Consider the following 12,395-nt stretch of genomic DNA (forward strand, 5'->3'; position numbering starts at 1 on the left):
ACTCGGGGGATAAGGCGTATATCCCCCTCAACAGCGGCGCGCTGGACCTTCGGGTCGAACGCTCCACCGGAAATTCTGACGGGCCGCGGGCCCGTTTTTTTGTGTTTGGACATGACAACACTATGAGCAACTTGATTGCGAAAACTGCGATGGATCGGCGTTTGGCTGAGATTGTCGCCCCTGTGATTGAAGACATGGGGTTTGAGCTGGTGCGTCTGCGCTTAATGAGCGGCAAGACCAGCACGCTACAAATTATGGCGGAACGCCCAGAGGGCGGTATCGAAGTGGATGATTGTGGTGAAATCAGCACCGCGGTCAGCGCGATCCTAGACGTGGAAGATCCTTTGGATGATTCCTACGTCTTAGAAGTGGGCAGCCCAGGCATTGACCGCCCGCTGACCCGTCTCAAGGATTTTGAGACCTATGAAGGCTATGACGCCAAGCTTGAAACATCCGAGCTGATCGACGGCCAGAAACGCTTTCGCGGCATCCTTGCCGGCGTTGAAGGCGAAGAGGTGTTGGTTAACCTGGAGCAGGGCGGTGAAGTGCAAACCGTTGGCCTGCAATTTGACTGGCTGGCGGATGCCAAGCTGGTTCTAACCGATGATCTGATTGCCGAAATGCTGAAGCAGCGCAAAGAAGCGGGCAATCTGAGTGATAAAGATTTCGACGAGACTGAAACCGACACCGGTTCCAAGGAGGACTGAGTAAATGGCAATTACCTCTGCAAACCAGCTGGAGCTTTTGCAAACTGCTGAAGCTGTAGCCCGTGAAAAGATGATCGACCCCGGTCTGGTGGTTGAAGCGATGGAAGAATCGCTGGCCCGTGCGGCCAAGTCTCGTTACGGCGCGGAAATGGACATTCGCGTGTCCATCGACCGTAAAACCGGTAAAGCGACCTTCACACGCGTGCGTACCGTGGTGGATGAAGAAGAGATTGAGAACTACCAGGCGGAAATGACCGTTGAGCAAGCCAAACAGTATTTGGAAGCTCCGGAAATCGGCGACACGTTCGTTGAGGAAATCCCACCGGTAGAACTGGGCCGTATCGCGGCGCAATCTGCGAAGCAGGTTATCCTGCAGAAGGTCCGCGAAGCAGAGCGTGATCGTCAGTACGAAGAGTTCAAAGACAAGGCTGGTACCATCATCAATGGTCTGGTGAAACGCGAAGAATACGGCAATGTCATCGTAGATATTGGCCGTGGCGAAGCGGTTCTGCGTCGTAACGAAAAGATCGGCCGCGAAAGCTATCGCCCCAATGACCGCATCCGCGTCTTTATCAAAGACGTACGTCGCGAGACCCGTGGCCCGCAGATCTTCCTGTCGCGTACTGCACCAGAATTCATGGCAGAGCTGTTCAAAATGGAAGTGCCAGAAATCTATGACGGTATCATTGAGATCAAAGCCGTGGCGCGTGATCCGGGTTCCCGTGCGAAGATTGCTGTGATCTCCTATGACAACTCCATCGACCCAGTTGGTGCTTGTGTTGGTATGCGTGGTTCGCGCGTGCAGGCTGTTGTGAACGAGCTGCAAGGCGAGAAGATCGACATCATCCCTTGGAACGAAGATCAGCCAACATTCTTGGTGAACGCGCTGCAACCTGCAGAAGTGACCAAGGTTGTTCTGGACGACGAAGCAGGCAAGATCGAAGTTGTTGTTCCGGAAGAGCAGCTGTCTTTGGCCATTGGCCGTCGTGGTCAGAACGTACGTTTGGCGTCTCAGCTGACCAACCTCGACATCGACATCATGACCGAAGCGGAAGAATCCGCTCGTCGTCAGAAAGAATTCGAAGCCCGTACCGCGCTCTTCCAAGAAGCGTTGGATATTGACGAATTCTTTGCACAGCTTCTGGTGTCTGAAGGCTTCGCAAACCTCGAAGAGGTTGCATATGTTGAGATCGACGAATTGCTGGTCATTGATGGTGTCGATGAAGGCACAGCGAATGAGCTGCAAACCCGTGCGCGCGAATATCTGGAAGCCGCTGCAAAAGCAGCTCTGGATGCGGCCCGCGCGCTGGGCGCAGAGGACAGCCTTATTGCATTTGAAGGCCTGACGGCCCAAATGGTAGAAGCACTGGCGAAAGACGACGTGAAAACGCTCGAAGATTTCGCAACTTGTGCGGACTGGGAGCTGGCCGGTGGCTGGACAACAGTCGACGGTCAACGTGTCAAAGATGACGGTGTTCTGGAACCATTCGGTGTTACTCTGGAAGAAGCGCAGGACATGGTTATGACTGCCCGCGTCGTTCTGGGTTGGGTTGATCCGGAAGAACTGGTGGCTCAGTCCGAGGAAGAAGCTGAAGAAGGTGCCGAGGAAGGCGCATCTGAGGCGGAAGCGTAAGGATCAGCATGTCACGCGGTGGTCAGCCAAAAAACCGGGAGAATGGCCCGGAACGCAAATGTATCGCTACGGGTGATACCCAGCCCAAGTATGGGTTGGTGCGCTTTGTGACTGGCCCCGATGGCACCATCGTGCCGGATGTGCTTGGCAAATTGCCGGGACGGGGCATGTGGGTTTCTGCAGATCGTTCTGCGATCGAAAAGGCCTCTAAAAAGGGCGCTTTTGCCCGCGCGGTCAAGCAACAGGTGACTGTACCTGACGGCTTGGCGGATGAGGTGGAAAAACAATTGGCTCGCCGGGTGGTTGATCTGATCAGCCTGGCGCGCAAATCCGGCGATGCGGTCGCCGGGTATGAGAAAGTGAAAGACTGGCTCTCTAAAGAGGTGGCAGAGGTCTTGATTCAAGCGGCGGATGGTTCCGGTCGCGGCAAGTCAAAACTGAGCACACCGCATTACGGGAGCTACATCGGTTGGTTGTCTCAGGAGGAGCTAGGATTGGCTTTTGGGCGACAAACTGTAATACATGGTGCGCTTGCCACTGGTGGACTCACAAAAAGAGTTGTAGAGGAAGCCCAACGATTGAAGGGCGTACGTGAAATTGCGGCGGCAGGGGCCGCCCAGAAGGGTAAGACAGCTAGATGAGCGATAACGACGGTAAAAAGACATTGGGCCTGCGCGGTGGTGCGGGTCGTCCGGGCAACGTAAAGCAAAGCTTTAGCCACGGGCGTACCAAGAACGTCGTGGTGGAGACCAAACGCAAACGCGTTGTGGTGCCAAAGCCCGGTGCTTCGAAACCAGGCGTCAGTGCTGGCCAGCCGGGCGGTGACCCGTCCAAACGTCCTGCCGGGATTTCTGAAGCGGAAATGGCGCGCCGTCTAAAGGCGCTGCAAGCGGCGAAAGCCCGCGAGGCCGAAGACAAACAACGTCGCGAAGCCGAAGAGAAGGCACGCGAGGAACAGCGTCAGCGTCGTCGCGCGGAAGCGGAACAGAAAGAACGCGAACAGCGTGAGGCCGAGGAAAAAGCCAAGGCCAAAGCGGAAGCGGAAGAGCAAAAGCGCAAAGACGCTGAAGCAGCGGCACAGCGCGCGGCAGCGGAAGCAGCGGCTGCGAAAGCCGCGCCTGCGAAGGCGGCGGCGCCTGCAAAACGCGAACCAAACCACAAGCCAGCGCCAGCGGCGACCCCGCGCAAAGCGGATCGTGAACGCGAACAGCGCGGACGTGGTCGCGGCCAAAATGATGGTCGTCGCTCTGGTAAGCTGACTCTGAGCCAAGCCACCGGCGGTGCTGGCGGTCGTCAGAAATCCATGGCTGCGATGAAGCGTAAGCAAGAGCGCGCGCGTCAGAAGGCAATGGGCGGTCAGGTTGAGCGCGAAAAGGTGATCCGTGATGTTCAGCTTCCAGAAGCCATTGTGGTTTCTGAGCTGGCGAACCGTATGGCAGAACGCGTGGCTGACGTCGTTAAGGCGCTCATGAACATGGGCATGATGGTGACGCAGAACCAAACGCTTGATGCGGATACTGCGGAACTGATCATCGAAGAGTTCGGCCACAAGGTTGTGCGGGTTTCTGACTCTGACGTTGAAGACGTTATTACCGACGTTGAAGATACTGAAGAAAATCTGCAGGATCGTCCTCCGGTCATCACCATCATGGGCCACGTTGACCACGGTAAAACATCCCTTCTGGATGCGATCCGTGACGCGAAAGTTGTGGCTGGCGAAGCCGGCGGCATCACCCAGCACATTGGTGCGTATCAGGTGACAACCGACAGCGGCACCGTTCTGTCCTTCTTGGATACTCCGGGCCACGCGGCGTTTACGTCGATGCGTTCCCGCGGTGCGCAGGGGACAGACATTGTTGTTCTGGTTGTTGCGGCGGATGACTCCGTGATGCCACAGACGATTGAGGCGATTAACCACGCGAAAGCGGCGGAAGTGCCAATGATCGTGGCAATCAACAAATGTGACAAGCCAGCGGCTGATCCAAACAAAGTGCGCGCAGAACTGCTGCAGCACGAGGTGATCGTGGAAGCTATGTCTGGTGAAGTTCAGGACGTTGAAGTCTCTGCCATCACCGGCCAAGGCCTAGATGAATTGCTTGAAGCGATCGCGCTGCAGTCCGAAATTCTGGAACTGAAAGCCAACCCAGATCGCGCGGCACAGGGTGCTGTAATCGAAGCGCAGCTTGACGTGGGCCGTGGCCCGGTTGCGACTGTTCTGGTTCAGAAAGGTACACTTCGTCAGGGTGACATCTTCGTTGTGGGTGAGCAGTACGGTAAAGTCCGTGCGCTGATCAACGACAAGGGTGAGCGCGTCGAAGAAGCTGGTCCTTCGGTACCGGTAGAGGTTCTGGGCCTGAACGGCACGCCAGAAGCTGGTGACGTTTTGAACGTGACAGAAACCGACGCACAGGCGCGTGAGATCGCGGAATACCGCGAGAAAGCGGCCAAAGATAAGCGTGCGGCGGCTGGTGCAGCGACCACTCTGGAACAGCTGATGCAGAAGGCGAAGGAAGACGAGAACGTCTCTGAACTGCCAATTCTGGTGAAAGCTGACGTGCAGGGTTCTGCCGAAGCCATCGTTCAGGCGATGGAAAAGATCGGCAACAACGAAGTGCGCGTACGTGTTCTTCACTCCGGTGTGGGTGCGATCACTGAATCTGACGTTGGTCTTGCTGAAGCCTCCGGTGCTCCGATCATGGGCTTTAACGTTCGTGCGAACGCATCTGCTCGGAACACTGCGAACCAGAAGGGTGTTGAGATCCGTTATTACTCCGTCATCTACGATCTTGTAGACGATGTGAAAGCGGCGGCCTCTGGTCTGCTCTCTGCGGAGATCAAAGAGAACTTCATCGGTTACGCGGCGATCAAAGACGTCTTCAAAGTGTCCAACGTTGGTAAAGTTGCCGGCTGTCTGGTCACCGAAGGTGTGGCACGTCGTTCCGCGGGCGTTCGCCTGCTGCGCGACAATGTGGTGATCCACGAAGGCACGTTGAAAACACTGAAGCGTTTCAAAGACGAAGTGGCGGAAGTTCAGTCCGGTCAAGAATGTGGTATGGCGTTTGAGAATTACGACGATATCCGCGCTGACGACGTGATCGAAATCTTCGAGCGTGAAGAAGTGCAGCGTACGCTGGACTAACGAGTAGCTCGGTTTGAATTAGAAAAGCCCGCCGGTTCTGGTGGGCTTTTTCATTTGTAGAAGCCTGAATCAAAAAACGCAGCCAATGGCTGCGCTTTTTGTCTTCTACGAGGTGTATCTTAGGTCGTTAGACCGGACGTCCTTGGAAGACCCGTTCCCCAACGCGTACTGCGATCAGTCCGTTTGGTAGATTTCTCACAAAGAAGCCCTGCACAGAGATGCAGCTGCCCACCATAATGGTTCTCAACATGTCCAATCCCCCCAGATTGAATGACAAGTGAATTAAGTAGCTAGTCTGTTTTGCGACGGCCCAGTTATCCGCCACAGTGCTGTTACATTACGCAGAACCACAAAAAAACCAAGTCAATTAGGGAAATCCTAACCAAAAGATCTTGTGAGCTGGATGTTATGTTGCCTGTTTACAGCCAATCACGGAGAATCGGTATCAAAGGCACATCCGCGGGGGGCATCGGGTACTCTTTCAGGTCTTTTGGAAGCACCCATTTGAGCGTCTGACCTTCTTGTGCAATCGGAGTTCCTTCCCATTTGCGGCACGCAAACAACGGCATCAGCAGATGAAACGAATCGTAGCTGTAGCTGGCGAAGGTAAGGGGCGCCAGGCAGCTGTCCCAGGTTTTAATCCCGAGCTCTTCCTCAAGTTCGCGTACCAAAGCCGCTTCAGGCGTTTCACCTTCCTCGATTTTGCCACCCGGGAACTCCCACAGCCCAGCCATGGATTTCCCTTCTGGGCGTTGTGCGAGCAAAATGCGGCCGTCACGATCAATCAACGCTACTGCGGAAACAAGAACAGTTTTCATGAGAGTTCCCTTAAGACCGGTAGTCAGCGTTAATTGAGATATAGCCATGGGTGAGATCGCAGGTCCAAACGGTGGATTTGCCATCTCCAAGACCCAAGTCCACTCCAATCTCGAGGTGGTCTTGCTTCATGTAGGCCGCGCCTTGTTCTTCGGCGTAGCTTTCCGCGACCCAACCTTTTTCGGCGACGACAATGTCCCCAAATCGGATGGAAAGAAGATCTCGGTCTGCTGCCGCGCCGGATTTTCCGATGGCCATGACAACGCGACCCCAGTTCGCGTCCTCGCCCGCAACGGCAGTCTTCACCAAAGGTGAGTTGGCAATCGCCAAACCGTGGGTCTTTGCATCCGCGTCATTGGCCGCCCCGGTGACTTGGATCTCAACGAATTTGGTCGCGCCTTCGCCGTCCTTTACCACCAGATGGGCAAGTTCAAGCATGACGCTTTTTAACGCGTCGCTAAACGCGCCGTCTTTAGACGTGACCTCGGCGCCTGACGCGCCGGTTGCGCCAAGCAAGAGCGTGTCTGACGTGGATGTGTCGCTGTCCACCGTGATGCAGTTGAAGGTCACGTCCGTGAGGTCAGACAGGATCTCTTGCAGCAATGGCTGGGATACTTTGGCGTCGGTAAAGACGTAGACCAGCATGGTCGCCATGTCCGGCGCGATCATACCGGAGCCTTTGGCGATACCTGCGATTTTCACCGGTTTGCCGTCGATCTCTACGGTTGCCGTTGCACCTTTTGCGAAGGTGTCTGTGGTCATGATCGCTTGCGCTGCACCTTCGATACCGTCGGCATCGAGGCTGCCGGCCAGATCCGCGACCTTCGCCGTGATTTTTTCATGCGGCAAACGCTCTCCGATTACCCCGGTTGAAGACGTAAATATCCGATCCTCCGGCAGTCCGGTTGCGTTTGCAATCGCTTCGCTAATGGCTTTGACAGAGCCTTCCCCTGCACGGCCCGTAAAGGCGTTGGAGTTGCCGGAGTTGATGAAGAAGGCGGCGCCTGCATCGCTTGCGCCGCCCAGCTTGCGCTGGCAATCCAAAACGTTGGCGGACCTTGTCGCGGATTTGGTGAATGTCCCTGCCACCGAGCTGCCGGTTGCGAGGGTGATCAGACACACATCCTTGCGGCCTTCATACTTCACGGCAGCTTCGCCGGATGCGAATTCCACCCCGTCGACAGCGGGCAATTCCGGAAAGCCCGCTGGAGCCAGCGGGGAGATAGGCGTCGTCGTGGCCAAATCAGTTCTCCAACAGGTCGGCTTGTTTCAAGATGGACGGATCAAGCGCTTCGCTACCGGATTTGTCGATGGAAGCGGTTCCTTCTAGGCGCTTGATCTCTTCTTCGATAACTGTGCGCTGAAGCTCGCCTTCGAGCTGCTGGCGGACAGCATCGAGTGGTGGTGCTTCCTGCTGACGAGACTCGTTCAGGATGATCACATGCCAACCGAACTGTGTCTGAACCGGATCAGAAATCGCCCCAACTTCGAGCGCTTCTACAGCCGCTTCAAATGGCGCTACCATTTGACCAGGACCAAACCACCCTAAAGAGCCGCCATTCGGGCCGGAGGGGCCAGTGGATTTCGCTTTCGCGGTTTCTGCAAAATCTGCGCCGCCCCGGATCTCTTCTGCTATGGCTTTCGCTTCTTCTTCTGTCTGTACCAAAATGTGGGACGCGTTGAATTCACGTGGGCCTTCAAAATCCTTGTACTGGATATCGTAGGCGGCTTGGACAGCGGCATCATCGATCTTGGTGTTGATGACGTTTTGAATAACAGCTGCCGCCATTAGTGCGAGGCGTTGGTTTTGGAGCTCGAGTTCCACCTGTTTAGGGGTGTCACCTTCTAGGCTGCTGCCCAGCAGTGCCTGCTGCACCAACTGGTCCAAAATACCGTTGAACAAAACGTCATCTGGAAGTGATTGATATTGTGCGTCCAGACCCGCGCGCACCGCGATCATTTGGCCCAGAGTGATCTCAGTGCCATTCACGGTCGCCACAACCGTTTCTGCATTGGGCGAATCGTCTGCAAATGCGGGGGTTGCAAGCATCAGCGCAACGGCGGAGCCGCGCAGGAAATTGAGCGTTTTTGACATGGTTTTGTCCTTCGAATTACCCCAAGCGGGGGTCGCGCAGTCTGGCGACGTTGACACTGTATAGATGCGCCCTTACGTAGCTTTGAGGCTGTCGCAAGAACCCTTTGTCCCGTTTGTATGAGCAGGGGCGGGATCGGGCAAGCAGAAGCGGCACAAGAAATTGTCAACGAAGGACAAACGAACATGTTGGGTTTTGGAAAATTGACGAAAATGGTCTTCGGAACGCCGAATGACCGTAAGATCAAAGCAACCCGTTCGACTGTCGAAAAGATCAACGCGCTTGAGGAAGAGTTCGAGAAACTCACCGATGAGCAATTGATCGAAAAGACCGCGGAATACCGCAAGCGTGTGGAAGGTGGCGAGGCGCTGGATGCGATCCTGCCGGAAGCTTTTGCGAACTGCCGAGAGGCCGCGAAACGTGCGCTTGGTCTGCGTGCCTTTGATACGCAGCTTTTGGGCGGCATCTTCCTGCATCAAGGCAACATCTCTGAGATGAAAACCGGTGAGGGTAAAACCCTTGTGGCAACCTTCCCGGCCTACCTAAACGCGCTTACAGGTCGTGGCGTCCATATCGTGACTGTGAACGACTACCTCGCTCGTCGTGACGCGGAATGGATGAGCAAGGTCTTCAGCGCACTTGGGATGTCTACTGGCGCGATCTATCCTCAGCAGCCTGATGACGAGAAAAAAGCCGCTTATCAGTGTGACATCACCTACGCGACCAACAATGAGCTGGGCTTTGATTATCTGCGCGACAATATGAAGTCCGAGCTCAAGGACCTGTCTCAGCGTGATCATTACTTTGCGATCGTCGACGAGGTGGACTCGATCCTTATCGATGAGGCGCGGACACCTCTGATCATCTCTGGTCCAGCAGAAGACCGCACGGAACTTTATATGTCCGTAGATAAGATCATTCCGTCGATCAGCGAAGAGCACTACACGCTGGACGAAAAAACCCGCAACGTTTCCTTCACCGACGAAGGCAACGATTGGCTGGAAGAGCAGCTTAGTGCAGCGGGCATTCTGCCAGAGGGCCAGTCCCTATATGACCCTGAAAGCACCTCTATCGTTCACCATGTGAACCAAGGCCTGCGCGCCCATAAGCTGTTTACCAAGGACAAAGACTACATTGTTCGCGGTGATGAAGTTGTTCTGATTGACGAATTCACCGGCCGTATGATGGCTGGTCGTCGTCTCTCTGAAGGCCTGCACCAAGCGATTGAAGCCAAAGAAGGCTGTTCGATCAAACCTGAAAACGTGACTCTGGCGCAGGTGACCTTCCAGAACTACTTCCGTCTTTACGACAAGCTGGGCGGCATGACCGGTACGGCGCTGACTGAAGAAGAAGAATTCCAAGAAATCTACAATCTTGGCGTTGTCGAAGTCCCAACCAATCGCCCTGTGGCGCGGGTTGATGACGACGATGCGGTCTACCGGACTGCACAGGAAAAATACAACGCGATTGTCGACACCATCAAAGAAGCAAGCGGCAAAGGCCAACCGACGCTTGTGGGTACGACGTCCATTGAGAAATCCGAACTGCTGTCGGACCTGCTGACTAAAGCGGACATCAAGCACAACGTTCTGAACGCGCGCCAGCACGAGCAGGAAGCGCAGATTGTTGCTGATGCTGGGAAATTGGGTGCCGTGACGATTGCGACCAACATGGCGGGCCGTGGTACTGACATCAAACTTGGCGGCAACGTTGAATTCAAAATCATGGAAGCGATTGCCGCTGATCCAGAGACGAACCCAGACGAAATTCGGGCCAAAATCGAAGAGGGCCATAAGGCTGACGAAGACGCAGTGAAAGAAGCCGGCGGTCTGTTTGTTCTCGCGACAGAACGCCATGAAAGTCGCCGGATTGATAACCAGCTGCGCGGTCGTTCGGGCCGTCAGGGTGACCCGGGGCGTTCTGCGTTCTTCCTGTCTTTGGAAGATGATTTGATGCGCATCTTTGGCTCTGACCGTCTGGACAAAGTTCTGTCCACGCTGGGCATGAAAGAAGGCGAAGCAATTGTGCACCCTTGGGTCAACAAGTCGCTCGAGCGCGCGCAGGCGAAAGTTGAAGGCCGCAACTTCGATATTCGGAAGCAGTTGCTGAAATTCGACGACGTGATGAACGATCAGCGGAAGGTGATCTTCTCTCAACGTCGCGAGATCATGGAAGCCCAGGACCTGTCAGAGATCATCAAAGACATGCGTCATGAGGTGATTGGTGATCTGGTAGACGAATATATGCCGCCGAAAACCTATGCGGATCAGTGGAACACTGAGGGCCTGCAAGGCGCTGTCGTTGAGCAGCTTGGCATTGATGTGCCAGTTGCCGATTGGGCGCAGGAAGAGGGTGTGGATGATGAAGACATCATTGAGCGCCTTGAGAAGGCAGCTGACGAACATATGGCGCAGAAAGCGGCTCAGTTCGGTCCAGAGCAACTGCGTGGCATCGAAAAGCAATTGCTTCTGCAGATCATCGACCGCAAATGGCGCGAACACCTGCTGACGCTTGAACACCTGCGCTCTGTGGTTGGTTTCCGTGGTTATGCGCAGCGTGATCCGTTGAATGAATATAAGAGCGAGTCCTTCCAACTTTTTGAAAGCATGCTGGATGGCCTGCGCACAGATGTTACGCGCAACCTCAGCCAAATTCGTCCGCTGACGGAAGAAGAACAGCGCGCGATGATTGCGCAAGTTCAGGCACAGCAGGCAGCGGCAGTTCAGGCCCAGGCGGAAGCTGCGGAAAAGGCTAATCGCAAGCCACTTGTTGAAGGTTTCAAAGAAGACGACCCGAGCACTTGGGGAAATCCGGGTCGTAATGATCCTTGTCCGTGTGGATCTGGTAAGAAGTTCAAACACTGCCACGGCAAACTGGCCTAAAGCGGCCAGAAATCGTCTGATATTCTTCAAAAGGGTGCCACACCGGCGCCCTTTTTGCTGCCCACCTTGCAAGATGAGTTATTGCGAGTAGGAGGGAGCGAGATGATTCCCATCAAACTATCAGGACGTTCTGGAAAGCTGGCGTTGATCGCTGGCACGACGGTCACTGCGGCGGCCATCGGTTTCTTTTTGCAAAGCGGTACGCCGACACAGGCATCGGCGGTGCAGCCAGAAAAGGTTAAAAAGCTTGAGGTGCCAACTGAAGCCTCGGTTCAAATCGCCTCATCTGTTGGTTTATCCGCTCATGCTTTGCCCAAGGTTCCGTCAGAGCCAGAGGCATCTTTCCCGACGCGGCCCATCACCGTCTCGCTGAGCACTGATGCTCCGATCGCAAAAATGCCTTTGGAAGAGCCTACGCCGATTCTAGGCTGCGATATGAGCTTGAGCGCTGAACCGACGATCGCGGCGCTTGTGGATCTAACCATTGAAGCAAGCTGCATGCCGAATGCGCGTATCTCAATTTCCCATGCGGGTCTGAAATTCCATGAAGTCTTGGATGACGCGGGCCGTCTGGATATTACGGTACCTGCGTTTGACGAATTTGCATCTTTCAATGTGACGTTCCCCAACGGTGACGAACGCAAAGCGCGCACCGAAGTGCCGGCAGTTGTTTTCTATGACCGCGTCGCGCTGCAATGGCTGGGCGAAACCGGTCTTCAAATCCATGCGTTAGAATTTGATGCCGACTACGGCGAAGAGGGTCACGTTTGGTTTGGCAATCCTCGTGACTTGACCGCAGTGATCGGTGGCAACGGCGGATTTATGATGCGTATGGGTGCAGGCGAGAGCGAAATTTCGCGCATGGCTGACGTCTATACATTCCCGAAATCCAACCCTTCGCAAGACGGCCAAGTGCTGTTGACTGTCGAGGCAGAGGTGAATGGTGCGAACTGTAACCGCCCAATTGCTGCAGAAACCCTGCAAGTGAACGGCGGCGGCGACAAATTGACCAACAGCTTTGATCTTGTGATGCCCGATTGTGGGGCCACTGGTGATTTTCTGGTGTTGAAAAACTTGCTCGAAGACCTGACAATCGCGCGCAATAACTAAGCGCAGCGCAGGGTC

10 protein-coding genes are annotated in these 12,395 nt (G+C 55.0%); 6 read left to right on the plus strand and 4 right to left on the minus strand.

Features of this window, described 5'->3' with window-relative positions:
- Positions 1-122: 122 nt before the first annotated feature.
- From rimP to infB, 4 genes are read left to right on the plus strand one after another with little or no spacing between them, the layout of a single operon-like run.
- Entirely contained in the window at positions 123-707 is a 585-nt protein-coding gene (gene rimP, locus TA5113_RS02335) for a ribosome maturation factor RimP (RefSeq protein ID WP_058313615.1), read from the plus strand.
- Positions 708-711: 4 nt separating this feature from the next.
- Positions 712-2,340, plus strand: coding sequence for a transcription termination factor NusA (nusA, locus tag TA5113_RS02340; protein ID WP_058313616.1), 1,629 nt, complete (start codon positions 712-714; stop codon positions 2,338-2,340).
- Between the two features lie 8 nt (positions 2,341-2,348).
- Positions 2,349-2,981 carry an RNA-binding protein gene (locus TA5113_RS02345; RefSeq protein ID WP_058313617.1) on the plus strand — a complete coding sequence of 211 codons (633 nt, stop codon included), beginning with the start codon at positions 2,349-2,351 and terminating at the stop codon, positions 2,979-2,981.
- Positions 2,978-5,479, plus strand: a complete 2,502-nt coding sequence (infB, locus tag TA5113_RS02350) for a translation initiation factor IF-2 (RefSeq protein WP_058316594.1) — start codon at positions 2,978-2,980, stop codon at positions 5,477-5,479. The genes TA5113_RS02345 and infB overlap by 4 nt, the downstream gene beginning before the upstream one ends.
- A 127-nt stretch (positions 5,480-5,606) precedes the next feature.
- On the opposite strand, the gene TA5113_RS17125 is transcribed toward infB, so the two are convergent.
- From TA5113_RS17125 to TA5113_RS02365, 4 genes are all read right to left on the minus strand, one after another.
- A complete protein-coding gene (locus tag TA5113_RS17125) occupies positions 5,607-5,729 on the minus strand; it encodes a hypothetical protein (RefSeq protein WP_258953911.1) in 123 nt (40 codons plus the stop codon).
- Between the two features lie 169 nt (positions 5,730-5,898).
- Complete coding sequence (gene mutT, locus TA5113_RS02355) at positions 5,899-6,297, minus strand: 8-oxo-dGTP diphosphatase MutT (RefSeq protein ID WP_058313619.1); 399 nt, start codon at positions 6,295-6,297, stop codon at positions 5,899-5,901.
- A 10-nt stretch (positions 6,298-6,307) separates the two neighbouring features.
- A complete protein-coding gene (gene argJ, locus TA5113_RS02360) occupies positions 6,308-7,537 on the minus strand; it encodes a bifunctional glutamate N-acetyltransferase/amino-acid acetyltransferase ArgJ (protein ID WP_058313620.1) in 1,230 nt (409 codons plus the stop codon).
- A gap of 1 nt (position 7,538) precedes the next feature.
- Entirely contained in the window at positions 7,539-8,390 is an 852-nt protein-coding gene (locus tag TA5113_RS02365) for a peptidylprolyl isomerase (protein WP_058313621.1), read from the minus strand.
- A 183-nt stretch (positions 8,391-8,573) separates the two neighbouring features.
- On the opposite strand from TA5113_RS02365, the gene secA reads away from it, so the two are divergent.
- Both secA and TA5113_RS02375 read left to right on the plus strand, forming a co-directional pair.
- On the plus strand, positions 8,574-11,270 hold the full coding sequence (secA, locus tag TA5113_RS02370) for a preprotein translocase subunit SecA (RefSeq protein ID WP_058313784.1): 2,697 nt from the start codon (positions 8,574-8,576) through the stop codon (positions 11,268-11,270).
- Positions 11,271-11,372: 102 nt separating this feature from the next.
- The gene (locus TA5113_RS02375; RefSeq protein WP_058313622.1) at positions 11,373-12,380 is read left to right on the plus strand and encodes a hypothetical protein; all 1,008 of its coding nucleotides are present in this window, start codon (positions 11,373-11,375) and stop codon (positions 12,378-12,380) included.
- Positions 12,381-12,395 lie beyond the last annotated feature (15 nt).

Origin of the sequence: Cognatishimia activa, from assembly GCF_001458335.1 — a bacterium.
Taxonomy (GTDB): domain Bacteria; phylum Pseudomonadota; class Alphaproteobacteria; order Rhodobacterales; family Rhodobacteraceae; genus Cognatishimia; species Cognatishimia activa.

Bases quoted from the DNA above. Each gene is read 5' to 3' on its own strand.
- rimP (WP_058313615.1), top strand. From the start codon at position 123: ATGAGCAACTTGATTGCGAAAACTGCGATGGATCGGCGTTTGGCTGAG.
- nusA (WP_058313616.1), top strand. From the start codon at position 712: ATGGCAATTACCTCTGCAAACCAGCTGGAGCTTTTGCAAACTGCTGAA.
- TA5113_RS02345 (WP_058313617.1), top strand. From the start codon at position 2,349: ATGTCACGCGGTGGTCAGCCAAAAAACCGGGAGAATGGCCCGGAACGC.
- infB (WP_058316594.1), top strand. From the start codon at position 2,978: ATGAGCGATAACGACGGTAAAAAGACATTGGGCCTGCGCGGTGGTGCG.
- TA5113_RS17125 (WP_258953911.1), bottom strand. From the start codon at position 5,729: ATGTTGAGAACCATTATGGTGGGCAGCTGCATCTCTGTGCAGGGCTTC.
- mutT (WP_058313619.1), bottom strand. From the start codon at position 6,297: ATGAAAACTGTTCTTGTTTCCGCAGTAGCGTTGATTGATCGTGACGGC.
- TA5113_RS02365 (WP_058313621.1), bottom strand. From the start codon at position 8,390: ATGTCAAAAACGCTCAATTTCCTGCGCGGCTCCGCCGTTGCGCTGATG.
- secA (WP_058313784.1), top strand. From the start codon at position 8,574: ATGTTGGGTTTTGGAAAATTGACGAAAATGGTCTTCGGAACGCCGAAT.
- TA5113_RS02375 (WP_058313622.1), top strand. From the start codon at position 11,373: ATGATTCCCATCAAACTATCAGGACGTTCTGGAAAGCTGGCGTTGATC.